This window comes from Phocaeicola sartorii JCM 17136 = DSM 21941 (assembly GCF_054653615.1).
Genome location: NZ_BAAIFW010000005.1, coordinates 1,996,656 through 2,023,556 on the forward strand (window position 1 = coordinate 1,996,656; position 26,901 = coordinate 2,023,556).

The following is a 26,901-nucleotide window of genomic DNA, read 5'->3' on the forward strand; positions in this document are numbered from 1 at the left end:
GCCTTGAAAATGAATCTGTTAGAATAAAAAAAATGGAGTTCTCTTAGTAAGAGAACCCCATTGCGCTGCAAATGTAGCTATAATAATTCAAATACGGAAATTTTTTATTTAGGAATCAGCCTCTGATAAGTATTCTTATGATATTTGTTTGCAAATTACCCATTTCTGATTATGTATAAATATCTTATTATCAGTAGTGTATGCCTTTTTGGGGTTCTCTTACTAAGAGAACCCCAAAAGACATACATAAAAAGTAATGTTTTGATGGTAACAGAAAATAGTATGGAGCTTGAAAATCAAGCGTTCCTTTCAAATCAAGACATAACGGGCGAAGCGCCTAAGTTACTGCTCTGCAGTTCAATCGCTTCCGGCTCAGACCAGGGGTCAAATGAAGGTATCACGTCAATGGCGGGAATAGGAAAAGAATACCCTGAACTCAGCTGGTATTACCTGTATCTTTCCAACAAAGAACTGAAACGCTATATCAGCGTTTTCAGTGGCAGGAAATCCGTCCGGCTTCGTACACCATCAGGTACCATAGAAGAGAGATTCTTTTGCTTCAAGGTGTTTTCCTATACAGCCACTGATCATAGGAAACGTTTCGAGCAATGTGCTTATACCAAAGAGGAATATACCATGCGTCGTGACTCTGTGCGGATTGTGAAAGAGGCTTTTGCTACCGGTTCCACCCGGAAACTGAATACGTTGACGGACGAGAAAGGGATTGAAGGTAACGGTTGGGTGTTTGTATGTGCCCCCTTGGGGCAGTTGGAATGTATTCTGTCCGCCATGCTTCCCCGTCAGTATCTGGTGACGGACTATAACACACACCGTGCGGCGGTAATCCCTCAACGTCAGATGGAAGAATTTATCTATCTGTATGAATCCATGCCTTACAATATCGAGCTGATGAACCGGCCTTTGGAAGACTATCTTCAGAAGAAGCAACGCATCCGTATTACCGGTGGTGTTTTTCGGGGGAAGGAAGGATGCATCATGCGTCTGCACCGCAATACAAGGCTGGTGTTCGCTTTTGGCAATATGACGGTGGCGGTGAGCTATCTTCATGCGTTTCCGTTTGAAAAAATTGATTAGTTTAATTAAAGCCATCCATACATCCCTTGAAGGACGATGGATGGCAGATAAGACTACAGACGCAACTAAGGTTGCAAATCTATATATTCAGCAGTGACATGGAAACATGGACAGGCTTTTTGCCGATTCAAGTCATGATGACCTACAATCAGTGCCTTGGGATAACGCTGATGCAGTTGCTCGATCAGTTTTCTCAGCGCAGCCTTTTGTGCTTCCGTCCGGGTGTCTTTCGGTTTTTTTCCGTCATTATCCAGACCACCTATATAGCATATACCTATACTGTGACTGTTGTGGTCCTTGCAATGTGCACCGGTCATTTCCGGTGGGCGTCCGGCTTCTATCGTTCCGTCTGTAGGAATCACATAGTGGTAGCCACAGCATTTCCAGCCTAATGAACGATGGTAACGGTCAATGTCCGCTGCCCGCAGTGCACTGCCGGCCTTGTTGGCAGAGCAGTGAATTACAATAAGAGTAATCTTACGCATAGTCCTAAAAAGTACTGCTTATAGCACCACCGGCAGCACCGGTCAGCAGTAGTTCAATGACACGAATCACATAAAGAATTACGTTTTTCCAGTTGATTTTCATACTTTTCGTCTTTAAGAGAATGATGATTAATAATTTCATAATCGGATGGTTTTATCTAGCAGTGTCAAGCATTCTCGCTTGTATCGGCTGCGGGTGTCTTACCCTTTGCGGCATCCAGATCTACCGTGCCTTGACCGGCCTTTTCAGCTTTCAAGGTAGCAGCTTGGGCTATGCGGCTGGCTACAGGATTGAAAGCGGCACGGGAACGAAGATTTTGGAAGTCTTCTCCCGGTGTGAACACAATGTTGACAGCGGTGATATTGGTTTCTGTAAATTTTTTCAGGTCTTCCGCACCTTCCGATCCTAGAGAAATCCAGAAGTTACCCAATTCGGCCAGTTGTACTTTTTTGCCTTCCATGAGCATTTCTACAAGGCATTCGCACATATCGGCTATTACACCTTTTACCGTTCCGCGAGTGAATACACCGTTGTGGTCGGCAATGTGTTTGACAAACTGGCTGAACGGCATGATTTCAGAAACTTGAGCTTTTGCATACGCTTTTTGGGCAGCATCGGCATCCATCGGGTTGCCCATCATAAATACACTGTAATCAATCATAATAAAATAAAGTTTAAATATTTTGTGTCTCCGGGATGTTCGTTCATCCTTCCGACACGACAAAATTAATGCGGAGAAATACCGTAAAAAAATCTATTTATTATCGTTTACCAACTGTTGACTGCCGTTCACTAACTATTGATTGACCGTTAACTACCCGTTGACGAATCATTCAAATAATAAGCTTATGGACAGCGAACCACACTTCAGTATCGTCTTCAACATTTATGGAGGCAGCAATCAGATTCTTCCCAATGCCACTTCCGCCACGCAAAATTATTATGGCGGTGAGGCTGAACCGGAAGAGAGTCATGAAAACAAAAATGAGGAACCTGTTTTACCTCCTGAGGCTACACGCCTCATCTCCTATATAAATAAGGTGGAGGATTTACGTGTCTATCTGGTACAGATAGCGGAATGCACCTGTGCAGTGGAACTGGCCAGGGTTATAGTCAATATGGCCGAACGAGAACCTAAGATTACTCCGGAAGAGATGGTGAAGGAGCGTTTTATCTCGTTGTTTCTTCCTCTCACACCTCTGTTTGTATCGGGCAAGAGCGTCAGTAACATCCGTGCACGTATCAATAACGCTTGGGACAGACGGCCGAGAAAGCGGTTATGAACGGAAGTGAAAAACCGATGATATATATGGAAAAAAAGTAAGATATGTTCGTGGGCAAAGTAAGTCCACTTACTTTGCGATTTAAGTCCACTTACTTTGCCCGGGAACATATCTTCTCCAAAAAGTCAAGAATCCCTTGTCTTTGAAATAAAAAATGTATATTTACATAAGGCTTTTAAAAAGTAGGGGATATGGAACAGATGCGTAAACAGCCGATTGGTATACAGACTTTTGAGGAAATTCGTAAGGATGGTTATCTTTACGTGGACAAGACTGCATGGGCCTATCAGATAGCGAATATAGGAAAACCTTATTTTTTAATCCGTCCCTGCCGTTTTGGAAAGAGTTTGCTTCTTTCCACTTTAAGCCTATTTTTCAGGGATTTCTTCAGTCTGCAGCCAGATAAAATCGGATTGGCAATATACCAATAGTTAACAAACAAGCCAAATTTTTAATAACTCAATATATAGGCACTAGCAAAAATGTCTATACAAAGGGTATGTGAGTACTAACCAAACTACGTATGATTGTGGATTTTGTATCTAGCATATCATGCCGAGAACACAGGTGTTTAGCTATCCGAGAAATACTGTTTAAATCATACTAGTAAATTCAATAAATACATGTTTAATTTACAGCAATTCATTGCAGACCATGTGATTTGTCGTTCGACAAGTATGTTTGCATTAGATATTGAAGTTAATAAAGAAACGCTTCAAGCAGAAATAAGGAATAAGAGTGTATGCGTCATAGGAGGTGCCGGTTCCATCGGTTCTTCTTTCATTAAAGCAGTTTTGCCGTTCAAGCCCTCCAAACTGATTGTGATAGACTTGAACGAGAACGGATTGGCAGAACTAACACGTGACCTGCGTTCCACATACGGTATGTACGTACCTGCGGAATACCGGGCATATACCTTGAACTTTGCCGATCCTATCTTTGAAAGGATTTTCCGTGAGGAGAAAGGCTTTGATATTGTGGCCAATTTCTCGGCCCACAAACATGTCCGTAGTGAAAAGGACAAGTATTCTGTACAGGCACTCATTGAAAACAATGATATCAAGGCAAAAAGATTTCTTGACTTGTTGACCGTCTATCCGCCTAAGCACTTCTTTTGTGTCTCCACTGACAAGGCTGCCAATCCGGTGAACATCATGGGAGCCAGTAAGCGCATCATGGAGGATATGATTATGGCTTATTCTTCCAAGTTCAAGGTGACTACAGCTCGTTTCGCCAATGTGGCTTTTTCCAACGGTTCTTTGCCGGATGGTTGGATACAGCGTGTTATGAAGAAGCAACCCTTGGCTGCACCTAATGATGTAAAACGCTATTTCGTTTCTCCGGAGGAAAGCGGACAGATATGTATGCTGGCATGCATACTGGGTAAGAACGGTGAGATTTTCTTTCCCAAGCTCGGTGAAAGGCACATGCTGACTTTCTCTTCCATTTGTGACGAGTATGTAAAAGCGGTTGGGTGTGGAAAGAAGGAATTTGCAACGGACGAGGAGGCGAAGAAATTCGCTTCGGAAATGGCATTTAACAATAAGGATTATCCTGTGGTGTATTTTAAAAGTGACACGACAGGAGAGAAAGCCTACGAGGAGTTCTATGTTCCTGGGGAGAAAATAAATATGGATCGTTTTTGCAGCCTGGGGGTGATTGAGGAAGTGGTGAAACGGCCGATGGCTGAGATAGACGCATTCTTTACTGAAATGGAGAATATATTTGCCGAACCGGATTTTACCAAGGAAGAGGTGGTTATGGCGATAAAGCGTTTCATCCCCAACTTTGAACATGAGGAAAAGGGGAAGAATCTGGACCAGAAAATGTAAATTAAATGATATACAGCTATGAATAATAATGCTGAAATCTGTGACTTCATTCACCATCTTTTTGGAACACAAGATTTTGTTCCTCTGAGTGCTCCCAAGTTTATCGGAAACGAGAAAAAATACCTCAACGAATGTATTGATACGACTTTCGTGTCAAGTGTCGGTGCTTTTGTTGACCGCTTTGAACACGATATGGCTGTGTACACCGGTGCCAAACGTGCCGTAGTCTGTGTGAGTGGTACCAATGCCCTTCACATGGCCATGTTGCTTGTGGGTGTAGAACGCGGTGATGAGGTGCTCACCCAAGCTCTGACCTTCATCGCTACCTGCAACGCCATTAGTTACATCGGTGCTCATCCTGTCTTTATTGATGTGGACAGAGAAACGATGGGACTTTCGTCCCGAGCTGTCAAGGCATGGTTGGAGAGGAATGCTGAACTGAAAGAAGGAGTTTGCTATAACAAGCGTACCGGTCGCCGTGTAAAAGCTTGTATTCCCATGCACACTTTCGGTCATCCTGTGAAAATAGATGAACTGGCGGATATCTGCCGTGAGTGGCATATCGAATTGGTTGAAGACGCAGCCGAAAGTATCGGCAGTTTTTATAAAGGTCGCCATACCGGTACATTCGGAAATGTGGGTGCCATTAGCTTTAATGGAAACAAGACTATCACTACAGGTGGTGGAGGCATGTTGCTTTTCCAGGATGAAGAACTGGGCGCATACGCCAAGCACCTCATTACCCAGGCCAAGATACCTCATCGTTGGGAGTTTCGTCATGACCATATTGGTTACAATTACCGGATGCCGAATATCAATGCCGCTCTAGGTTGTGCTCAGTTGGAGAATCTCGACCGCTATGTGGCAGACAAGCGTGAGACAGCCGCCCGTTATGCTGAGTTTTTCAAAGATAAGAAAGATATTACTTTCTTTACCGAACCTGCTGATTGCAAGTCGAACTATTGGCTCAATGCGGTGGTACTAAAGGATAAGGTTGATCAACTTGAATTTTTGGAATATACAAATGATCACGGTGTGATGACTCGTCCAGTTTGGGAATTGATGAACCGTCTGCCCATGTTCGAGCATTGCGAGACGGACGGGCTTGAGAACACTGAGTGGCTGGCTGACCGGGTGGTGAATATTCCCAGCTCTGTAAGATTGTAACAGAATAATGAAACGACCTTTGATTTTAGTCGGTGGTGGCGGTCATTGTAAGTCAGTGATAGAGGCTGCCGAAAGTGCAGGATACCTTATAAAGGGAATTTTAGATATTCCTTCACAGGTTGGTGAAGAAGTTTTGGGTTATACCATTATCGGTACAGACAATGATATATCTTCCTTTGTGTCGGAATGTGATTTCATAGTCACCTTGGGATTCATTAAAAATCCGGGCATTCGAATCTCTCTCCATAAAGGAATAGAGATGGCCGGTGGTCATCTGGCTACTATTGTAGCTTCTACAGCCCATGTGTCCAAATATGCGGAACTGGGTGCGGGCACAGTTGTATTGCATCAGGCTTGTGTCAATGCGGGAGCTAATATTGGCAAAGGCTGTATCATTAATACATTTGCTAATATTGAACACGATGCCATAATTGGTGACTATTGTCATATATCTACCGGAGCAATTGTGAATGGTGACTGCAAGGTGGGAGAGTGTACTTTCATAGGCAGCCAAAGTGTAATGGTAAATGCAACGACAGTACCTTCAAATTGTATTTTTGCAGCCGGGAGCATGATACGCAAATCTTTAAAGCAATCAGGTGTCTATGCGGGAAATCCCGCTATGCTCATGAAAAAAATCTCATGAAACATACACTTATTATAGCCGAAGCTGGAGTCAATCACAATGGCTCTATGGAACTGGCAAAAAAGTTGATAGATGTTGCTGCCGATGCAGGGGTGGACTATGTGAAATTTCAGACTTTTAAGGCGGAGAAGCTTGTCACCAAGATTGCCATGCAAGCTGAATACCAGCAACGCAATATGGGTGATGATGGAAATTCTCAATATAATATGCTCAGAAAACTTGAGCTTTCGCATGAACAGCATGTGGAACTTATAGGCTATTGCCGTGAGAGAGGCGTGAAGTTTTTCTCTACTGCCTTCGATTTTGAGAGTATGGATTACCTGGCTTCTCTTCATTTGGGTTTATGGAAGATTCCTTCGGGTGAAATTACTAACTATCCATATCTAAAGAAAATAGCGGATTATCAAGAGCCTGTTATCATTTCCACGGGAATGAGCACTATGGAAGAAATCCAAGCGGCCATGAAGGTGTTGACAGATAACGGTTTGCGAAAGGAACAAATATCTGTGCTTCATTGCAATACGGAATACCCCACGCCAATGACAGACGTTAACCTCTCCGCAATGAAGGAGATGTGCCGGCAGCTTGACGTAGTGATAGGATATTCCGACCACACGAAAGGCATAGAAGTGCCCATTGCCGCTGTCGCTATGGGAGCTGAGATTATAGAGAAGCATTTTACGCTCGACCGTTCCCTTCCCGGTCCGGACCATAAAGCATCATTAGAACCTGATGAATTAAAAGCCATGGTAACTGCCATTCGTAATATTGAACAAGCTATCGGCATGGGATACAAAACCGTCTCCGCTTCCGAACGTAAGAACAAAGTCGTTGCACGCAAGAGTATCGTGGCTGCTCGGGACATTAAGAAAGGTGAGTTGTTCACCGAAGAGAACCTTACGGTGAAACGTCCAGGCAACGGTATAAATCCTATGCGGTGGCCCGAAATAATAGGCAAGAGAGCTGTTCGTGACTTCAATGAAGATGAATTGATAGAGATATGAGAAAAATTTGTGTAGTTACCGGCACTCGTGCCGAGTACGGATTACTCAGCAGGTTGATGCGTCTAATCGATGAATCAGCAGATTGTCAGCTTCAAGTCATTGCTACCAATATGCATTTGCTTCCTGAATATGGAAATACCTATCAGGAGATAGAATGTGACGGTTTTCATATTGATGCTAAAGTGCCCATGAGAAAGCTGTCCGATGACTCTTATGGGGTGATTGATTCCATGGCAGAAGAGATGAAAGGTATGAATGAAGCACTTCTCCGGCTCCATCCCGATATGGTGGTAATCTTGGGAGACAGATATGAAATGTTGGTGACGGCTACCGTTGCCATGTTGCAACGGATTCCCATAGCACATCTTCATGGTGGGGAAATCAGTGAAGGAGCCGTAGACGATAGCATTCGCCATGCCATTACAAAAATGAGTTCTCTTCATTTTACATCCACTGAAGATTATCGTCGTCGTGTAATCCAATTAGGTGAACAGCCGGATAGAGTATTCTATGTTGGAGCCATTGGAGTGGAAAACTTGAAGCAAATACCTTTGATGAGCAGACAAGACTTGGAAGATTCATTAAACTTCACTTTCGATAGAAAAACCATTTTAGTAACCTATCATCCGGTCACTTTGGGCAATCGTAGTCCGAAGGATGAGATCGATGATTTTCTGTTTGCGTTGGATACTTTCCCCGGACTGAAGGTGCTTTTCACCATGCCTAATTCAGATGAGGGCAGTAAAGTGATACGCCAGGCTATTGAGGGCTATTGCAGTCGGAATAGTGACCGTTGCAGTTGTTACAGTTCGTTAGGTCTGAAACGTTATCTTTCAGCTTTACAGTATGTAACGGCTGTAGTAGGCAATTCCTCCAGTGGGTTGCTTGAAGTACCTTCCGTTCATATTCCGACACTCAATATTGGGGATCGTCAAAAAGGACGCGTTCACGGAAATTCGGTGCTCGATTGTGCAAGTGATAAAGAATCTATTATAAGGGGGCTTACCATGGTGCTTTCTTTATCATTTAAGGAAGTCGCATTGAAAGCTTCCAATCCCTACGAAAAAGAGAATACGGTACAATCTGTTTTCGATGTAATTTCTACATATCCGCTTGATGAACTGAAACGGAAATCATTTTATAATCTATAGAAGTATGAATATATTGGTTATCATTCCTGTCCGAGGGGGAAGTAAAGGCATTCCTGGTAAGAATATTAAGATACTTGGTGGCAAGCCTTTGATTGGATATACTATTGATGCTGCAAGAGCAGTCACCGATAATGATCATATTTGTGTATCCACTGATGATGACAGAATAATTCAAGCAGTTGAACAATATGGATTGAAAGTGCCATTTAAACGACCGGAAGAACTTGCTACGGATACTGCGGGAACATACGAAGTTCTTCTTCATGCTTTGAATTATTATGAATCAATAGGAGAAACTTTTGATGCGGTTGTGCTGCTTCAGGCCACATCTCCTTTTCGGACGGGTAATCATATAAAGGAAGCACTTAAGTTGTATTCCAAAGAGATTGATATGGTAGTCAGTGTGAAAGAAACGGATTCTAATCCATATTATATTTGTTTCGAGGACGATGCCAATGGAATGTTGCACATTTCAAAAGGGGATGGACATTATACCCGTCGTCAAGATTGTCCACCAGTTTACGAATACAATGGTGCAATCTATATCATTAATCCCGATAGCTTGAAACGGATGCCACTTAATAAATTCACTAAACGTGTCAAGTATGTGATGGATCGAGGGCATTCTATTGATCTTGACACGATGATGGATTGGCAGATAGCTGAATACATGATAAATAACCATCTAATATAATTGAAATAAGATGAATCATTCCCATATCATTTCCCAATCCCTTTCCATCATCGATTCCATCCGTTGCATCAACGAGATTCATGGTGAACCGTTAGTGCTTTTTGTGGTAGATGCTGAAAAAAGGATGCAAGGTACCCTTACCGATGGTGATGTGCGTCGTGCCTTGATTAAAGGTATAGATGTGGATGCTCCTATTAGTGAGGCCATGCATCGTAATTTTAACTTTTTACGTCGCGGAGTGAACGATAGAGTGGAGGATATTCACCACCAGCGTGATTTAAAGATGCGTTTGGTACCCGTACTTGATGAAGAGAATCATATTTGCGAAATCATCAATTTGGAACATTATATAACCAAACTACCTATTGATGCTGTACTGATGGCAGGTGGTAAGGGGGAGCGCCTTCGTCCGTTAACGGAGAAAACTCCTAAGCCCCTAATTAAGGTAGGTGACAAGTGTATCATTGATTATAATATTGATCGTTTGCTTTCATACGGTTTGAATCATATATCTGTAACGGTTAACTATCTTGGCAACCAGATTGAGGAACATTTTCAGGAGGAACGCGATGGGGTGAAGATAGTTACTGTGCGTGAACCGAAATATCTAGGTACCATTGGCAGTATCAAGTTCGTGGAAACTTTTTATAATGATACGGTGCTGGTAATGAACTCAGATCTTTTTACGAATATTGATTTTGAGGACTTTTTCCTTCATTTCTGTCAGCATGATGCCGACATGAGTGTGGCAGCTGTGCCCTACGTAGTAAAGGTGCCATACGGTGTGTTCAATCTCAAAGGACGAGAAATCAAGGGCGTTACCGAGAAACCTACCATCAGTTATTATGCAAATGCTGGTATCTACCTTATCAAGCGCAAACTGTTTGACCTTATTCCTGATGATATCTTCTTTAATGCCACCGACTTCATGGATAAACTCATTGAACAGGGATACAAGGTGATTCGCTATCCCATTAGTGGATATTGGCTGGATATTGGTCAGCATGATGAACTGGCTAGGGCAAGAGAGATGGTAAAACATTTGAAGTAAATTTAAAATACAATATACAATGTATAAAATTGCAGTTATTGGTGCCGGGCAATTGGGTAGCCGTCATTTACAAGGACTCAAATTGTCCAAACTAAAATCTGATATTTGGGTGGTTGATAATAATCCAAATTCACTTCAGATAGCGCAACAACGTTATGAAGAAGGTGAAGCGAATAGTAATCAAACTATTTATTACGTACAACTTATCGATCAATTGCCTGCTGAATTAGATCTGGTAGTCATAGCTACCAGCTCAAAACCACGATTAACGATCTTAAAAAGTTTACTTGCAAAAGTGAAAGTGGCCAATATCATTTTAGAAAAATTCTTGTTTACAGGACTGGCTGATTATGATGAAGCGGCACAGTTGTTGCAGACCAATCACGTCAATGCATGGGTAAACTGTCCGCGACGCCTATTCGACTTTTATGCAGAAATCGATTCAATGATAGATAAGCAAAAGCCTCTTGTTATGGAGTATACTGATTCTAATTGGGGATTATGTTGCAATTCCATACACATGATAGACATATTTATGATGCTGTCAGGAGAAAAAGCCTATACCGCCTGTTTTGATGGAATTATACCTCAAGTCAAGGACAGCAAACGTAATGGATACATAGAATTTGATGGCATCGTAAATGTATCAACTCCCAATGGAAGTACCTTACGACTGACTTGTGTGGATGATGATACTGTTCAGCATCAGATGACTATTATCAATGGCTCTCATCATATTATTATTAATGAGCCGGAAGGATTTATGTCTGTTGATGGTAATAAACAGCCCGTTCATATAAAATATCAGAGTCAATTGACTGGTGCTGTAGCTGATGAAATTCTGTTAAATGGTAATTGCAAACTTACTACTTATGCCGAATCGTCAAACTATCATAAAGTATTTCTAAAAGGTATACTGGGTATTTATAATAAAGTGACGGGCGATATGCATGACAGATGCCCTATCACATAATATAAGATGTAATTATATGACTTGGATTATAGGAACAGGGACCATTGCATTGGAATATGCAAAGATTTTGAATCAATTGGGACATGAATTTATAGCAGTAGGGCGTAGTGGTAAGAATGCAGACGAGTTTATTGAGGCCGGAGCTAAAGAGGTAGTTTCTGGAGGATTAAATAATTACTTGGCGGCTTCTCCAACTACTCCTCAAAAGGTTATTGTAGCTACAAATGTAGATCAGTTGGCTGAAGTCACTGTAAGTTTGCTGAATTTTGGTATAAAAGATATTTTGGTGGAAAAACCTGGATTTTGCCACCCAGAAGAAATTACACCCGTAGTTCAGTTAGCACAAGCTAAAAATGCTCATGTTCTTCTCGCATACAACCGTCGCTTCTATTCCAGTGTATTGGCTGCTGAGAAGATTATTAAAGAAGATGGTGGAATAACCTCTTTTAATTTTGAGTTTACTGAGTGGGGACATGTAATTGAAACATTGGATTATTCGCATAATATCTTCAATAATTGGTTCTTCGCCAATTCTACTCATGTAGTAGATCTTGCTTTTTTCCTAGGAGGCGAGCCCCAAGAAATTTCTTGTTTTAGTGCAGGGGAATTGTCATGGCATAAACCTGCTGTATTTTCAGGAGCCGGTATCACTAACAAAGGGGCTCTATTCTCGTATCAAGCTAACTGGAATGCTCCCGGTCGTTGGGTGGTAGAAGTATTGACCACAAAGCATCGTTTGTATTTTAAACCGATGGAAACTCTTCAGATCCAGGAAAAAGGTAGTGTGGCTATCAAGCCTGTTGAAATAGATAATCAATTGGATATAGATTTTAAACCAGGTTTTTATTTACAGACCAAGGCGTTTGTAGAGGGAGATTATGGACGGTTCTGTACTATAAATCAGCAAAAGAAAAGCCTTGAAGCTATTTACAAAAAAATAAATGGTACAGTACCTGAGGAATAATTTTCAAGTGAATAAAAAATACATATAATCTGCTTATATATCATAAATAATGAATATATAGATACGTATTTTGCTATTTACTAACATCTCAAATGGAGCTGTGAATAGTCTAAGTTTTGCTTTTTTGTATAAGAAATTTATTTGGTATTATACAAAGCCATTAATGAATTTAATAAAAAGAATGTAATTATGAAATTAGTTTTTGTTGGTGCTTCAAGAAGTCTTCCAAGAGAAGGATGTGAATATGAGGATACATATTTTTATAAATTCCAAAAGTCACATAAAGATGTTGATTGTATCTCGTTTTTTAAAAGAGCTTTTACAAGTGATGGTTTAGATGGATTGTTTAATAGTTATATAAAATATTATCATCCTGAAATTGTAATTTCACATACAGGGGCAACAGATTGTGCACCAAGAATTATCAATGACAAGTCTTTATTTTGGAAATTTATGATAAAAATAGTCAATCGACTGGGTTGTTTAAAATTATTTTGGAAAATAGTGAAGTTCTTTTTTAAAAGATCACCCAATAGAGTATATGTGTCTGTCGATGAGTTTAGAAATAATATAATAGGATTTACAAATAAATTAATTTGTTTAGGAGTAGATAAAATAATCTATCTTAAAATCAGTCCTTACGGGAACAGTGTTGTGGTACATAATCAATATATAAACGACAATGTTGAAAGATACAATGAGGTTTTTGATGAAGTTAAAGAAATGTATCCAAAACAAGTGGAAATCATATTCCCATTAGAACATGCTACAGATGCTGATTATTTGGATGGCATGCATGCAACTCCTGCTGGTCACGACATTTTTCTTAAATACATTAATGATATTATAGATGTTAAAAAGCTGTTACAATAATGTCCGATTTCAAAGCTTTAGCCAAACATTCTTCGAATTATTTGTTTGCCACTATGGCAACCAAGTCATTAGCTTTTATTTCAATACCCGTCTATACAAGGTTGCTTTCAGTGTATGAATATGGAATAATAAATGTTTTCATATCTACCATTGGAATCGTACAGGTATTATTGACTTTAAATACCGAGGTTGCAATAACGCGCTATTATTATGATGCCAAAAATGAGCTGGATTACAAAACATTTTGTAGTACGTCCATAAAAATATCGTCAAGTGTTTGGCTTTTGATGTCGCTTATCATGGTGATGCTTAGTCCGTGGTTGGCAGAAGAATTGTCTTTTAGCAAAGCCCTAACGTTATGCATGATTCCTGTAGCTACGTATAATGTCATCAACTCAATTTTTATACAAATATACCAGCCTTTATTGCGGAGCAAAAAAATTGCGATAGTATCTTCCGTACAGAGTTATCTGGCTTTCGGTCTATCGGTGATATTTATGTTATGTATGGATACTGAGCGTTACTATGGTTATATATGGGGCACAATTGCTGCAATGATACTGTTAGCGACTTATCTTACACGACAAATTCGGCCTTTTTACGTTAAATCTAAAATTAATCGGGAACACGTCAAATATTTGCTTAGCTATTCTTTGCCATATATTCCCTATACGTTAAGCGGGATTATATTGACTCAATTTGGACGAATCTTTATGAGTACACATGGTGGCTTTGATGCTGCGGGTCTTTATAGCTTTGTGTCAAACGTTGGAGCATTAATGATGATTCTTATTTCGGTTGGTCATAGTGCATGGAATCCATATTATCTTCAGTATATGACAAACAAAGATTATAAAAGTATAGATAAGGATTATGATTTAATCTGGCGAGTTACATTAATTAGTGCAATGGGATTGACTATGTTTGGCAATGAAATAGCATTAATCATGGCACGTCCTGAATTCTTGAGCGGTATGTATCTGCTGCCTATATTAATCATTGGCTATGTTTTCTATCAATGGTCTTATGTATATTTACGAAGTACTGGTTTTGCCAAACGTACTATATGGAATGCTGTAGCCATTTTAATTAGTGGTATCAGTAACATTGTGTTGAATCATCTGCTGATCGACCGCTTTTATATTTTAGGTGTAGCAATCTCATTCTGCATTTCTTATTTTATTTTATATGCTGTGGCATATTTAATAAATAAATATGTTCTTAAAACTTATGTTCCACAAAGTATACGCTTTATCAAACCTTTCTTATTATTGTTGCTTTTAATGGCGGTTTATCAATATGTATTTGGTGGAGAAATGAATTTATGGATTAAGATTCCTGTTTTTTTTATCCTGACTTGTTTGTTTATGTGGGGATATAAAAGTTATATATTCAAAGTTTTAAAGTTTTATCATTAACAAATATGCAGTTCAATGGAGAAAATGGTATTTAAAAGATATGCTCAATATTATTCTATTCTATTATACTTGTAATTGTCTTGTTTATTTAATGTATGAAATATAAGGATGTAAAATATGTTTGTTTTGTAGATTCGGCATATTCATTACTTTTGTATATATTATTATATGGGAAAGTACAGTTTGAATCAACTTTTTTCTTTGCTTCTGATGCCATATCTAAAAGTATATGTGGAAAAATGAAATTTTATAAATTTCTTTCTAAGAGGAAATTGTCTTCTAGTCCTTTGGCTATTCGTGTTTTATCAAGGTTTATTTTGAGTAGAATATCTTATTTGAGATGGCCTTTTTTGAAGACTGTACCTATATATGGTGCGGATCATTTGTGGTTTACTCCTGCTTTATTAAAAAAACGTTCAATGACTGTGTTAGAGGACGGATTAACCAATTATAGTTATAAGGCTATGACACAAACTCTCTCTCTCAAACATCATTCTTTATATAAATGGATTGCTGGAACATTTATGTGTGAAGGAGAATTTGGTTATTCTTCACAAGTACATAAGGTTATATTGACAGGAAAATTTGCAATACCTGATTGCATAAAAAACAAAACAGAATTAGTTGATTTATTGGATTTGTGGACTCGTGCTGATAAAGAATTTATTCAGAATTTATTTGATCTAACTTATGATGATGTTTGTATGATAAAATCGAAACGAATCATGGTGTTGACCCAGCCGTATGAAGAAATGATCGGTACAGAAGAGCTACTAAAAATATATCGAAGAATTGTAAATCTATTTAAGTCAGAAGAAGTGCTTATAAAAACACACCCTCGTGATACTATAGATTATGCAGGTGCATTTCCGAATATTACAGTTTATTCAAAAAAAATACCTGTAGAATTATTCGTTCTTTTGGGGATAAATTTTTCGGATGTGTATACAATTACTTCTGCTTCAATCTATTCTTTTCCAGATTCTGTAAAAAAACATTTTTTAGGAACAGAATGCCATCCTTTGTTAATGAAGAAATGTGGAAAAATGACAATGGAAAATTGTTGCGGTGTTTAATTCTCAATACTAAGCGTTCAATTTAGACATCTTGAGATAGTCTTGACCTTGTTTTATATTCGCGGTGTGAACTAAATCCATGTTGCAATGAGATATACGAATGAAGATTTGTGCCCTTTCAAAGGGGGATGCCATTAATTGAGTGTTTACAATTAAACGATACCTTAAAACTCTATTCTCAGTCATTCTCCCCAAATCATAACTTGAAAAATATATGGAAAACAGAAGACGTAAGCTTATAGGCGAAAGAATCATTTCAACAAGAATAGAGATTCTTCCAAGGTATTAAGTTTGCATATTTTGATATTTTTTTACTTTAAAACGCATGTCTTTAACACTATTTGGAATTTTATGGATACTCATTGTTGCTTATTTCTTATGTACAAAGAGAATAAGTATGATGTTCTATCTGACTATATTTTCAATGGTTTTTCAGTGTAATAACATTGTGCTGATAGGAAGCATTGGCGTAGGACCTCAGTTGTTCACATCTTTTGCATTTATTATAAAGAGTTTTCTGCTGATTAAGACTCCTCGCAGGCAAAAGACAATTTTATTCTTTCTGTTGTCTTTGTTTTTCTTCTATTTGATCATTAATCTAATAAAAAATGGGATCATTGGTAGCAAACTAATGGATATGATTCAGTTATTTATATATCTGATATGTACTTATAGAATATATAAATGTGGGAATCTAATCACTGAAGGTACTTTTCTTAAGTTTACCACTTGCTTAATCAAATTTATGGTTGTCGTTTCTATAATTCAGTACATGGCTACCATAGGATTAATACCAAGGCAATTGCTTACGCCTTTGCTTTTTAATGACACAAGTGAATACATTTATTTTCATCATCCAGAGATTTATCAGCGAGTACTTGGTACTTTCATGGAACCTTCGTATTGTGCAGCATTTTTGGTTGGCTCATTTTATTACATCTTCCATTTGCGAAAACATGTAAAACAATATAAATTACTATTGTTCGCCTTGTTTATAGAGATTATCTTGACACGATCATCCACAGGGTATGGAACTTTTTGTATTATTGGATTTGCATACTTTTGCACTTTTATGGATCGTTCGCTTCTAAAGTTGACTATTCCAGTTGTACTTGTTATTCTAGTGTTTTTTTTCGTGTTTAAGGATAGTCTACTAAATGAGGTGATATTTAATAAGGTGGAATCGGAGTCGGGATTAAATCGAGGTTATCAGGATGCAAGAGCGATTAATACATTTGTTGAAAATCCAATTTATGGAAAAGGGTATAAAGAAGTAAGAGCAAGTAGCTTTGCTACCACTATATTGGCAGAATTAGGGTTGATAGGTACAGCGATTTATCTGATATTTATATTGGCGATTATATGGCCTATATTTAAAAAAGGTAATTATACTGATTATAATATAGCCGCAAGGCTGTTGCTTTTTGCAGTATTTATTTCTCAATTAGTTGCTATTCCTGATATTCAATTTTCTGTCTTTTGGCTGTCTCTATATTTATTGTCTGCATCAATTAATCTAAGAAATAGCCAATTGGCACATATAGAGTTACTTAAATAAACTATTTAAAATACATCATCATGCTATTATCATTGGTTCAAACTTCTCAAAATAGAAAATTTGAATTAGCGCGTTTTATTAAGTCACTCAATGACCAGGTTGGCGTTGATAATTCTTCTATTCAATTGATATTCATAGACCAAGAAAACAATCGGGAAGTGCTTGATCTTCTGAATGAAAAGGTAGAGCTAACTTATATCCCTTATCATTTGTGTTCTCTTTCTCATGCTCGAAATATCGGACTTAGTTATGTAAAAGGTGAATATATAGGATTCCCAGATGACGATTGTTGGTATGAACCTGATACAATCAAAAAGGTAATTGACATATTTAATCAGAAACAATATAAAGGTGTATGTGCAAAAGGAGTTAGTGAAGATGGTATTTCCACTTCTACCTTTCTTAATCATTCAACTGAATTGTCCATCAAAACGTTCTATTCAGCTATATCGTACACCATGTTTTTTAAGTTTGAAAGTAAACTCCGCTTTGATGAAAATATGGGTATAGGATCCTCCTATAACATTGGAAGTGGTGAAGAGTCTGACTACCTTTTATCCTTAATGCTAAATTTTGGATATAAAGTCTATTTTAATGATACTATCATAGTTCATCATCCTTTGTTTATAACAAATTGTAAAAATCCAAGCCTTTTGAAGAAACAATTCAGTTATGCACGAGGTATGGGCTATTTATATAGAAAACATAATATTAGTGGCCTTGCATTAGCTAAGATATTCATTCGTCCTGTAGGTGGAATGATAGTCAATGCTCTAAAGTTCGATTTGTTTCACGTAAAAATATCGTACTTGAATATCAAAGGTAGAATTCAGGGCTATTTTTTCAATCCATTAGGTCTCTAATAAATAGGTGTTACTACAGGACTTTATATTATGAACATCGCATTTTTATATAGAATCTATCCAAGCTATGGAGGAGTTGAGGTTGTTACAACAATCTTATCTAATAAATTTATAGAAGATGGGCATGAAGTAACCATATTCTCTTTTGAACAAGGAAATAACGAACTTCTGGAACAGCTAAATCAGAAAGTTAAACTTCAGTTTCTGAAGTATCCAGTTTTAAGCTACTATAATGTTTCGTACATCAATCGGGTAATCAAAGAAAACCATATTGATGTCTTTATTAACCAGTGGGGGCTTCCTTTTAAGACCACAATGCTTTGTAGGTTGGCTCTGAAAGGAACTTCATGTAAACTGGTGTCTGTACTTCATGGTTCGCCTAACGTTTCGAAGGTTGTGCTCAAAATTCAGGATAGAATATCTAAAACACGGAATGTCTTAAGCAAGTGCTTTTTTATCGGAGTTTTGAACTTAGTCGAAATGACAATTAAACGCAGTATTCGCTATGCGGTAAAACACAATGCTAAATATGTTCTTTTATCCAAAGGTTTTATTCAACCTCTGGTGGAATTCGCTGAATTAAAAGCGTATAGTGATGTGGTTGCTATAGGAAATCCTGTTACTATTCCTGTAGATTTGGATGGGTTTAGTTTGAAGAATAAGAAGAAACAATTATTGTATGTAGGGCGAATGGATTTCGAAAATAAACGGGTAAACCGTATTGTTGATGCTTGGGAGTCTCTATACAAAGATTATCCAAATTGGGAATTAGTCCTGGTTGGCGATGGCCCGCATAAGAAAGAGTTAGTTAACGACGTAAAACAGCGAAACATACAAAATGTAGTTTTTGAAGGTTTCAGAAAGGAGCCTCCTATAGAATTTTATAAAAATGCAAGTATCTTTTTATTGACTTCCGATTTGGAGGGCTTTGGTTTGGTGATTATTGAAAGCATGAGTTATGGTGTGGTTCCTATTGTATATGGTAGCTATGAAGCCGTTTATGATATTATTAGAGATGGAAAATCTGGCTTTATTACCCCCAAACCATATTGTAAAGAGAATACCATTGGCCGTTTAAAAAATCTTATGGATAATCCTGCAAGAATTAATTACATGGCTAAAGAGGCAATGAAAGATGCAAGCTACTTTTCCATAGAAAATATCACTAAACAATGGTATAATCTGTTTGATGAGGTTATGTCATAAAAGGATGATTTCTTATGGAAACGCAAAACTGAAAAATAGAATTGATAGCTTTTTTGAAGGGGTGGGCTGTTTTTATTATAATATTCCTTTTTTAATCTGTGCGAACGCTTACCTCTACGATCATGGGCTCATACGGCATTTTATTTTGGTGGTTCGGTGGCATGTATTTATCTTGTGTGGGTGTTTTTTCTTATTTAAGAAAGCATTTACAATATGCAGAGTTTATAAAAAGACGATTTTGAATAGTCTATGTACTATTTGCCATGTGATTTAGTCGTTTTTTGCATATATGTATATACCGCATCGTATGATTGGAATACTATATTTGCTAATCTGCTTCTGCATAGTTTCCGTAAAAAAATCAAACTACATGGAAAGCAAAGGGTCTTTCGAAAAGATCATGCAGGATTACAATCAGAACGGCGACGGTCGTTGTCTGCGTAAGTATTGTAAGGATGAAGCTGTTGAGAATGAATGACTCATCGATTTTAAGAAGAAGTATTCTCTCAGGTTTCCGAAGTTAACGTCTTCACCACAGGATGCCTTTCTTCCTATAGTTAGCGTCCAAAAATGACGTATAGGATAACCGATAAAAAAGCCAGACCTTTGCTTTCGTTAAATCAAAAGCCAAGTTTATGTATCGTTACAATGATTTTGAGCGTCTATTTTTGTGCTATAAATTGGAAGGTATCCCTGCGGGTGTTTCTATTGAGAAATTTTGTATGTCCAACCAAGTTCCTTATAACCTATTTTCCAAATGGTACAAGGATACCTGGAAGAAGATAGTTCCTGTTCAGGTTTTGGATGCTCCCTCCACGGAAGCAGAAATGCTGGAAAGTCCTTCGCCAATCCCGGAACAAAAGTCAGAATCGGATTCTCGGCTTTCTTGTCATACCGAACTTCGAATCCTGGTGGATATCCGCATGAGCAATGGTGTTCATATCAGTCAGAAAAATTTAAGCTATGAAGGTTTGAAAAGCTTAGTGGAGAAACTGGAGGGCTTATGTTGAATATTACAGGACTAAACCGTTTTTTCTTTGTTCGTGATTTTCATGATATGCGCTGTAAATATGATAAGGTCCTATCCATCATCCATCAACAGTTGAACCGTGAGCCGGAGGATGGTGATGTCTTTATCGTGATGTCTAAAGATTTACATTTGGTTCGTTTGTTCAGCTATGACCGACGGTCTTACAGTATGTTTGAGAGACGAATGAGTTGGAAAGAATGAAACAGTTTTCTTCCGCAAGGAAGTTGAAGGAACGGGAGGAGACTCCCACACCTTTTGAAGACCCGTATTCAGATATGACCCCTGACGAAAAATCAAAAATGATAATAGCGCTGATGGCTGCCCGTGAGCGTGACTCTGAACGCATCCAACGGGACGAGGCCCACATAGATGAACTGTTGTCCAAGGTTGATGAGCTGTTGTCTTTGCAGAGATCGGCCATTGCAGCCGAAAAACAGCTGGACGATTATAAACAGATGAACGTCAATCTGTTGTCTAAAATAGCGGTTTTGGAAGAGCGGCTTAAAGTCCGTAATAAGAACCTTTATGCCGGTAAGAGCCAAAAAGGAATCCATAAAAAGAAGCGGGAGGTGGAAGAAGATCATACACGTGACAAGGATGATTTCGACGGCACTCCCCAATCCCTCGGTTCCTCTTTGCCGCAGCCGGGTGAGGCTCATGCACAGGAAGATAACGTGGAAGCCAAATCAAAAGAAGCCCGTCTTTATCGGCAGGAACTTTCTTACCGTACCATGAGTGCCGACAATAGGGTTTGTCATGACAGTGATATCCGGCAACTGCCCGCTGGTGTAAAATCATCAGACGTTTCCGTAAATATGCCTATGAGCAGATAAGCAGGCTTGTCGAACATGATTACGAGGTTATTCGCTATAAGACATCGGACGGGAAAATCCATGAGGGCTATTTCCCTTTCAGTGGGCATCCTGCAATCATTGACGTTGTTCTGGGAACGCACGCTTCCGGTTCTTTTCCGGCTTATCTTGCTTTCAACAAATATGTTCCGGACACTCCGCTTTATCGTGAAATGTACAGATTATCCGGTGAGTCGATGCGTTTGAGCCGTATGAGCCTGACCAATTGGTTGGAGAAAGGCTCTATCTATTTCTGCGGTTTGATTGCTTATCTTAAGAATACTTGTTTGGAAAAGGAGTTGACAGGTGAAATTTACAGGCTGGAACGGGGGTATGAAGAAGGCCAATTGTCCTCCGGGCAGATAAGGCTTTGCCGGAATAACTTAAAGACAAAAGAGATAATCATAAAGTTACGCAGCAAACTTGATGCTTTACTCAGTGGGAATCATCCACCCCGTGGGGAGGTGATGGAAAAGGCTCTCAACTATATGAATACTTTTTGGACCCGGCTGTTCGCCGACTTGAACGACGGCTCTTATTCAATCGACAATTCCATTGCCGAACGTTTTATTCGTCCATTGGCCGGTGAGCGTAAGAACTCGTTATTCTTCGGAAGTGACAAGATGGCCGGCGTCTCAGCGGTATATCATACCATCATCTCCACTTGCAGGATGCAGGGTGTGTCTGTGCTTGATTATTTCAAGAGATTTTTCAGTGAAATTGTTAAAGGACGTAGGGATTATGAACATTTGTTACCCTTGACAATCGGACTGGAGTAATAACAAATATTAAAAATCAGTATCTTTTTTGACGTTATTTATTGGAGAACCGCCGTGTGGCGGCTTTCCTTGGAGTACACGTCATTTTTGGACGCTAACTTTATGGAGGGGAGGTAGAGGCTTCGTTCTTACCGTGTGGTTATGTTGTCGTTATGAAAACGGCATGGATGCCAATATATCAAAACCATTCCAGACTGTCGTCTGATAGTTAAAGAATACGAACTCTGAAAATCTATTAAAACAAACTTGTATAGTTATACCATTGATAAACAGTGGGTACGCTCTTTGGGTGGTTTACGTTTTGATAGGCGATAAGGAATATGAAGTAATAAATTTAAATATTTAGAAGTTGTTTATTGAACTGCCTATGAAGTCACTGCTGATAAGCAAAATTGTAAGGACGAACAGGGAGGAATTATATGATGTCTTTTCTAAAAAAAACAGAATTTACACCTTTCTCAACCCCGTCTCTTACCTTATCGCTTTAGAAAACAAATCCCTATTTGAACAATTCGATGGTATTTTTGCCGATGGCTCTTTATTAGTTTCTGCCATAAGATTAGTGTATGGAAAGCGAGTGACCAGACGTAGCTTTGATATGACCTCCCTTGCTCCCGAATTGTTGAACTACCTCATGGAAAATCGTAAGACACTCTATATCGTAGCCTCGGGTCAGGAACAAGTGGAATGTGCTGTGAGGATATTTCAAGAGCAGTATCCGAAGTTACGCATTGCAGGGCTCAGGAACGGATATTTCTCTTCGGATGCGGAAATGGACATGGAAGCTTCTCATATAGTCGAATTAAATCCGGATTTTCTGATCGTAGGTATGGGGGCCTTGATGCAGGAGAAGTTTCTGCTTAAGGTAAAAAAGATGGGTTACCAAGGCGTCGGCTTTACGTGCGGTGGGTTTATTCACCAAACGGCAATGAATAGGATGCGCTATTATCCAGACTGGGTTGATAAGATGAATTTGCGTTTTGTTTATAGAATGTATAAGGAGAAACATACACGTACAAGATATCTGCAAGCTGCATTCTTGTTTCCGACACGCTTTATCGGGGAAAGAATTTTCGGATGAAAGAGCAGGCTTTGCTTATTGCCATGTAAATAATGGAGAATGGCAACAACAGGACGAAGATAGCAGTAGGAATAATTTTTTCGAGTATTTTTAATACATCTGTTTTCATGCTGCAAATATAAATTAAAATTCATAGAATCGTGAAATTAAGGACTCTAATATTTCTGGGGGGACTCTTTGGAGGAATGAATGTTATCAAAGGGCAGGCTTTTTATGGTACTACAGGACTACTTCATGCACCTACTGCCGTTATGCAGAAAGATAAAACCGTTATGCTGGGAGGAAATATGCTGGATGTGAATACGCTTTCCCGATATTGGGTGAGAAGTGAATATCATCCCTATACCTATAACTATTATATTAATTGTACTTTATTCCCTTGGTTGGAAGTAGCATATACCTGCACGTTGGTAAAGGGGATACATGGTTCTTCTTATTGGCCTCAGCAAACATGGGGCAGGTTTACCAATCAGGACAGGTCGTTTCATTTCCGGTTGAGGGCATGGAAGGAGGGGTGGTGGAAGGCCTGGACTCCTCAGGTGGTGATTGGTATGAATGATCCGGGAAGCCATTCTTCAAATGGAGGTGGAGATATAGATTGGGGGGGCGGCGGTAGCGGAAACCACAATTACTTGACACGTTATTATCTGGCGGCAACGAAACATGTTGAATTTAGTGGAATAGGTACAATGGGGGTTCATGTAGCGTGGGTCATTGGTAAAGCTATGAGTGATGTGCATTATAGCCGTCCTGCTGCAGGGGTAAACTTTCACTTTGGCATGAAGGGCGAAGGTTTCTGGCAGAAAGCTCTGAATGGATTTAATCTGATGGCGGAAATGTGTCCCGGACATGCGGAAGACCTGCATACAGCAACTTATACTGTGAATGTGGGTGGAACTTATTCAATATGGAAAGACCATATCAATCTTATTGCTGAACTGAATGACGGTAAATATTTTAGCGGAGGTATATTCTTTAAATTACATCTCAAATAACCTGCATATAGTACAAGAATATACTATAATATTGTTGATATTCTCGTGGTATTATACGGTTATTAATGAATTAATATAACTCGTTAGCGGGTAAGCAGTCAAAAATTGGCTATTGATTGAAAGTTCTATCTTCGCTGCAGAATTTTATCATTATGTATAGTAGTGTTAGCGTCCAAAAATGACGTATAGGATAACCGATAAAAAGCCACACCTTTGCTTTCGTTAAATCAAAATCCAAGTTTATGTATAGTTACAATGATTTTGAGTGTCTATTTTTGCGCTATAAATTGGAAGGGATTCCTGCTGGTGTTTCTATTGAGAAATTTTGTATGTCCAACCAAGTATATTACAGGACTAAACCGTTTTTTCTTTGTTCGTGATTTTCATGATATGCGCTGTAAATATGATAAGGTCTTATCCATTATCCATCAACAGTTGAACCGTGAGCCGGAGGATGGTGATGTCTTTATCGTGATGTCTAAAGATTTACGTCTGATTCGTTTGTTCAGCTATGACCGACGGTCTTACAGTATGTTTGAGAGACGTTTCAGACCCGGATACCAATTTATGCAGGTAACCTATAATGGTGCTGAAAGTATTTTGCCGTACTATGAGTGCCGACAATAGGATTTGTGCCGAACGTTTTATTCGTCCATTGGCCGGTGAGCGTAAGAACTCGTTATTCTTCGGAAGTGACAAGATGGCCGGCGTTTCAGCGGTATATCATACCATCATCTCCACTTGCAGGATGCAAGGTGTGTCTGTGCTTGATTATTTCAAGAGATTTTTCAGTGAAATTGTTAAAGGACGTAGGGATTATGAACATTTGTTACCCTTGACAATCGGACTGGAGCAATAACAAATATTAAAAATCAGTATCTTTTTTGACGTTATTTATTGGAGAACCGCCGTGTGGCGGCTTTCCTTGGGGTACACGTCAAAATTGGACGATAACATAAAAAAGAGGCTCCTATTAGGAATTTCCGGTTAGATTTTGTTCCTTTGTAGTACAATCGAAAAAATGATGAATCATGGAACAGCAGCAGTTGAAGAGATGCCCGATAGGGGTACAGACTTTTGAGAAAGTCATAGAGGGGAACTACCTTTATATAGATAAGACGGAATATATTTACCGTATGGCATACGGTGCTTCCAATTATTATTTCCTGAGCCGTCCCCGCCGATTCGGTAAGTCGTTGCTGGTTTCCACGCTGCATAGCTATTTTGCCGGAAAGAAGGAACTCTTCAAAGGGCTTGCCATTGAGAAGCTGGAAAACGAATGGATGGAATATCCGGTGCTGCACTTTGATATGAGCCGGGCCAAGCATGTGGACAAGGAAACATTGGAAAGCATGCTGAACTTCCAGCTTAGCGGATATGAACAGATTTATGGCAAGTCTGAGGAGGCTGTGAAACTGAACGACCGCATGACTTCACTCATTATGCGTGCCTGCGAACAGACGGGCCGACAGGTGGTAGTCCTCATTGACGAATATGACGCGCCCTTGCTGGATGTGATGCACGAGGAAGAGAATCTCCCTGTACTTCGTAACGTGATGCGCAATTTCTACAGCCCGCTGAAATCGTGCGACCCTTATCTGCGCTTTGTTTTCCTGACCGGCATCACCAAGTTTTCCCAGCTCAGCATCTTCAGCGAGCTGAACAATATCTCGAATGTCAGTATGGACGAGCCATACGCTGCCATTTGTGGCATTACGGAGGAGGAGATGCTGGAACGGATGTCGGGACACATTGAATGTCTGGCAGGTGCGCTGGAGATGAGTAAAGAGGAAACCCTACTGAAACTGAAAGAGAAATATGACGGCTATCATTTCACTTGGCCTTCGCCGGATATTTATAATCCGTTCAGCCTGCTGAATGCCTTAGAAAGAAGGAGGATAGACAATTACTGGTTTGGTAGCGGCACGCCCACCTATCTGATAGAGATGCTGCGCAAGTTCAAGGTGTCTCCGTCTGCTATCGGAATGAAGAAGGCGCTTTCAACCAGTTTTGATGCCCCTACTGAGCGTATGACAACTATCGTGCCTCTGCTTTATCAGAGCGGTTATATTACAATTAAAAACTATGATAAGTTGACTCAACTATATACACTGGATATCCCGAACGGTGAAATTAGGGTGGGGTTGATGCAAAGCCTTTTGCCTAACTATTTGGCTGGCGATTCGGATACGGGGCTGGCTACTATTGGGGAGATGTATGGTGCGATAGCTGGAGATGATATGGACGGAGCCTTGCGTCTGCTTCAGGAATTCCTTTCCACCGTCCCATATTGTGATAATACGAATTATGAGGGGCATTATCAGCAACTATTCTACATCATCTTTTCTTTGTTCGGGATGTATGTGGATGTGGAAGTCCGTACCCCGAAAGGACGTGTGGACGTGGTGATGCGTACTACCCACACTTTGTATGTCATTGAATTGAAGTTGGATAAAAGTGCTGATTCAGCTTTAGCCCAAATAAATCTGAAGAACTATCCCGAACGCTTTGCTCTTTGTGGACTTCCTGTGGTGAAGGTGGGAATAAACTTTGACTCGGAAAGTCACACTTTGAGTGATTGGATCATAGAGGGATAGACAATAATAGGTTCTGTCTGAATTCGGTGGAGGAACAGTTCATAACCGCTGATAAAATAAATTTATAAAGATAGAATATTTACTGTTAGCGTCCAAAAATGACGTATAGGATAACCGATAAAAACGTCAGACCTTTGCTTTCGTTAAATCAAAAGCCAAGTTTATGTATAGTTACAATGATTTTGAGCGTCTATTTTTGCGCTATAAATTGGAAGGTATCCCTGCGGG

Annotated in this window: 29 protein-coding genes and 1 pseudogene; 27 read left to right on the forward strand and 3 right to left on the reverse strand. The window is 39.3% G+C overall.

Going from position 1 to position 26,901, the window contains the following annotated elements; translation table 11 throughout:
- Nucleotides 1–264: 264 nt before the first annotated feature.
- Nucleotides 265–1,095, forward strand: a complete 831-nt coding sequence (locus ACYQ0C_RS08350) for a hypothetical protein (RefSeq protein WP_016276326.1) — start codon at nt 265–267, stop codon at nt 1,093–1,095.
- Nucleotides 1,096–1,160: 65 nt separating this feature from the next.
- On the opposite strand, the gene ACYQ0C_RS08355 is transcribed toward ACYQ0C_RS08350, so the two are convergent.
- Genes ACYQ0C_RS08355 through ACYQ0C_RS08365 form a run of 3 tightly spaced genes read right to left on the reverse strand, consistent with a single transcriptional unit; the run spans nt 1,161 to nt 2,242 of the window.
- Nucleotides 1,161–1,580 (reverse strand): N-acetylmuramoyl-L-alanine amidase, encoded by a 420-nt coding sequence (locus ACYQ0C_RS08355; RefSeq protein ID WP_016276327.1) that lies wholly within the window; start codon nt 1,578–1,580, stop codon nt 1,161–1,163.
- Nucleotides 1,581–1,584: 4 nt separating this feature from the next.
- The gene (locus tag ACYQ0C_RS08360; protein WP_016276328.1) at nt 1,585–1,722 is read right to left on the reverse strand and encodes a hypothetical protein; all 138 of its coding nucleotides are present in this window, start codon (nt 1,720–1,722) and stop codon (nt 1,585–1,587) included.
- 25 nt (nt 1,723–1,747) lie between these two features.
- The gene (locus ACYQ0C_RS08365) at nt 1,748–2,242 is read right to left on the reverse strand and encodes an HU family DNA-binding protein (RefSeq protein WP_016276329.1); all 495 of its coding nucleotides are present in this window, start codon (nt 2,240–2,242) and stop codon (nt 1,748–1,750) included.
- Between the two features lie 187 nt (nt 2,243–2,429).
- On the opposite strand from ACYQ0C_RS08365, the gene ACYQ0C_RS08370 reads away from it, so the two are divergent.
- The 26 genes and pseudogenes from ACYQ0C_RS08370 (at nt 2,430) to ACYQ0C_RS08495 (ending at nt 26,673) form a co-directional block, all read left to right on the forward strand.
- Nucleotides 2,430–2,864, forward strand: coding sequence for a hypothetical protein (locus tag ACYQ0C_RS08370; RefSeq protein WP_016276330.1), 435 nt, complete (start codon nt 2,430–2,432; stop codon nt 2,862–2,864).
- Between the two features lie 191 nt (nt 2,865–3,055).
- Nucleotides 3,056–3,244 (forward strand): annotated as a pseudogene (locus tag ACYQ0C_RS08375) (AAA family ATPase); the annotation flags it as partial.
- 243 nt (nt 3,245–3,487) lie between these two features.
- Nucleotides 3,488–4,696 carry a polysaccharide biosynthesis protein gene (locus tag ACYQ0C_RS08380; protein WP_016276332.1) on the forward strand — a complete coding sequence of 403 codons (1,209 nt, stop codon included), beginning with the start codon at nt 3,488–3,490 and terminating at the stop codon, nt 4,694–4,696.
- An 18-nt stretch (nt 4,697–4,714) separates the two neighbouring features.
- Complete coding sequence (locus ACYQ0C_RS08385) at nt 4,715–5,863, forward strand: LegC family aminotransferase (protein ID WP_016276333.1); 1,149 nt, start codon at nt 4,715–4,717, stop codon at nt 5,861–5,863.
- Nucleotides 5,864–5,870: 7 nt separating this feature from the next.
- Nucleotides 5,871–6,509: an acetyltransferase gene (locus tag ACYQ0C_RS08390; protein ID WP_016276334.1), complete on the forward strand. Its 639-nt coding sequence runs from the start codon at nt 5,871–5,873 to the stop codon at nt 6,507–6,509.
- On the forward strand, nt 6,506–7,513 hold the full coding sequence (neuB, locus tag ACYQ0C_RS08395; RefSeq protein ID WP_016276335.1) for an N-acetylneuraminate synthase: 1,008 nt from the start codon (nt 6,506–6,508) through the stop codon (nt 7,511–7,513). Before ACYQ0C_RS08390 ends, neuB begins: the two co-directional genes overlap by 4 nt.
- Nucleotides 7,510–8,664 carry a UDP-N-acetylglucosamine 2-epimerase gene (gene neuC, locus ACYQ0C_RS08400; RefSeq protein ID WP_016276336.1) on the forward strand — a complete coding sequence of 385 codons (1,155 nt, stop codon included), beginning with the start codon at nt 7,510–7,512 and terminating at the stop codon, nt 8,662–8,664. Before neuB ends, neuC begins: the two co-directional genes overlap by 4 nt.
- A 4-nt stretch (nt 8,665–8,668) precedes the next feature.
- Entirely contained in the window at nt 8,669–9,358 is a 690-nt protein-coding gene (locus tag ACYQ0C_RS08405) for an acylneuraminate cytidylyltransferase family protein (RefSeq protein WP_016276337.1), read from the forward strand.
- A gap of 10 nt (nt 9,359–9,368) precedes the next feature.
- Nucleotides 9,369–10,409, forward strand: a complete 1,041-nt coding sequence (locus tag ACYQ0C_RS08410) for a nucleotidyltransferase family protein (protein WP_016276338.1) — start codon at nt 9,369–9,371, stop codon at nt 10,407–10,409.
- Between the two features lie 19 nt (nt 10,410–10,428).
- The gene (locus ACYQ0C_RS08415) at nt 10,429–11,382 is read left to right on the forward strand and encodes a Gfo/Idh/MocA family oxidoreductase (protein WP_016276339.1); all 954 of its coding nucleotides are present in this window, start codon (nt 10,429–10,431) and stop codon (nt 11,380–11,382) included.
- A gap of 16 nt (nt 11,383–11,398) precedes the next feature.
- The gene (locus ACYQ0C_RS08420; protein WP_016276340.1) at nt 11,399–12,346 is read left to right on the forward strand and encodes a Gfo/Idh/MocA family protein; all 948 of its coding nucleotides are present in this window, start codon (nt 11,399–11,401) and stop codon (nt 12,344–12,346) included.
- Nucleotides 12,347–12,535: 189 nt separating this feature from the next.
- Nucleotides 12,536–13,219 (forward strand): SGNH/GDSL hydrolase family protein, encoded by a 684-nt coding sequence (locus ACYQ0C_RS08425; RefSeq protein WP_016276341.1) that lies wholly within the window; start codon nt 12,536–12,538, stop codon nt 13,217–13,219.
- Nucleotides 13,219–14,637: a lipopolysaccharide biosynthesis protein gene (locus tag ACYQ0C_RS08430; RefSeq protein WP_016276342.1), complete on the forward strand. Its 1,419-nt coding sequence runs from the start codon at nt 13,219–13,221 to the stop codon at nt 14,635–14,637. Before ACYQ0C_RS08425 ends, ACYQ0C_RS08430 begins: the two co-directional genes overlap by 1 nt.
- A 95-nt stretch (nt 14,638–14,732) precedes the next feature.
- Complete coding sequence (locus tag ACYQ0C_RS08435; protein WP_016276343.1) at nt 14,733–15,713, forward strand: glycosyltransferase family 52; 981 nt, start codon at nt 14,733–14,735, stop codon at nt 15,711–15,713.
- 772 nt (nt 15,714–16,485) lie between these two features.
- On the forward strand, nt 16,486–17,271 hold the full coding sequence (locus ACYQ0C_RS08440) for an O-antigen ligase family protein (protein WP_167330605.1): 786 nt from the start codon (nt 16,486–16,488) through the stop codon (nt 17,269–17,271).
- 20 nt (nt 17,272–17,291) lie between these two features.
- A complete protein-coding gene (locus ACYQ0C_RS08445) occupies nt 17,292–18,134 on the forward strand; it encodes a glycosyltransferase family 2 protein (protein WP_016276346.1) in 843 nt (280 codons plus the stop codon).
- Between the two features lie 30 nt (nt 18,135–18,164).
- Entirely contained in the window at nt 18,165–19,340 is a 1,176-nt protein-coding gene (locus ACYQ0C_RS08450) for a glycosyltransferase (RefSeq protein ID WP_016276347.1), read from the forward strand.
- Nucleotides 19,341–19,975: 635 nt separating this feature from the next.
- A complete protein-coding gene (locus ACYQ0C_RS08455) occupies nt 19,976–20,350 on the forward strand; it encodes a hypothetical protein (protein ID WP_016276349.1) in 375 nt (124 codons plus the stop codon).
- Complete coding sequence (gene tnpB, locus ACYQ0C_RS08460; protein WP_016276350.1) at nt 20,344–20,571, forward strand: IS66 family insertion sequence element accessory protein TnpB; 228 nt, start codon at nt 20,344–20,346, stop codon at nt 20,569–20,571. The genes ACYQ0C_RS08455 and tnpB overlap by 7 nt, the downstream gene beginning before the upstream one ends.
- Nucleotides 20,568–21,203: a hypothetical protein gene (locus ACYQ0C_RS08465; RefSeq protein WP_016276351.1), complete on the forward strand. Its 636-nt coding sequence runs from the start codon at nt 20,568–20,570 to the stop codon at nt 21,201–21,203. The genes tnpB and ACYQ0C_RS08465 overlap by 4 nt, the downstream gene beginning before the upstream one ends.
- A gap of 191 nt (nt 21,204–21,394) precedes the next feature.
- Nucleotides 21,395–22,000, forward strand: a complete 606-nt coding sequence (locus ACYQ0C_RS08470; protein ID WP_244964575.1) for an IS66 family transposase — start codon at nt 21,395–21,397, stop codon at nt 21,998–22,000.
- 367 nt (nt 22,001–22,367) lie between these two features.
- Nucleotides 22,368–23,081 carry a WecB/TagA/CpsF family glycosyltransferase gene (locus ACYQ0C_RS08475; RefSeq protein WP_032941780.1) on the forward strand — a complete coding sequence of 238 codons (714 nt, stop codon included), beginning with the start codon at nt 22,368–22,370 and terminating at the stop codon, nt 23,079–23,081.
- Nucleotides 23,082–23,266: 185 nt separating this feature from the next.
- Nucleotides 23,267–24,076, forward strand: coding sequence for a YjbH domain-containing protein (locus tag ACYQ0C_RS08480; RefSeq protein ID WP_050582555.1), 810 nt, complete (start codon nt 23,267–23,269; stop codon nt 24,074–24,076).
- 390 nt (nt 24,077–24,466) lie between these two features.
- Nucleotides 24,467–24,703: an IS66 family insertion sequence element accessory protein TnpB gene (locus tag ACYQ0C_RS08485; RefSeq protein WP_128812217.1), complete on the forward strand. Its 237-nt coding sequence runs from the start codon at nt 24,467–24,469 to the stop codon at nt 24,701–24,703.
- On the forward strand, nt 24,687–24,935 hold the full coding sequence (locus ACYQ0C_RS08490) for a hypothetical protein (RefSeq protein WP_025077339.1): 249 nt from the start codon (nt 24,687–24,689) through the stop codon (nt 24,933–24,935). The genes ACYQ0C_RS08485 and ACYQ0C_RS08490 overlap by 17 nt, the downstream gene beginning before the upstream one ends.
- 172 nt (nt 24,936–25,107) lie before the next feature.
- Entirely contained in the window at nt 25,108–26,673 is a 1,566-nt protein-coding gene (locus ACYQ0C_RS08495) for an ATP-binding protein (protein WP_175271138.1), read from the forward strand.
- Nucleotides 26,674–26,901: the final 228 nt, after the last annotated feature.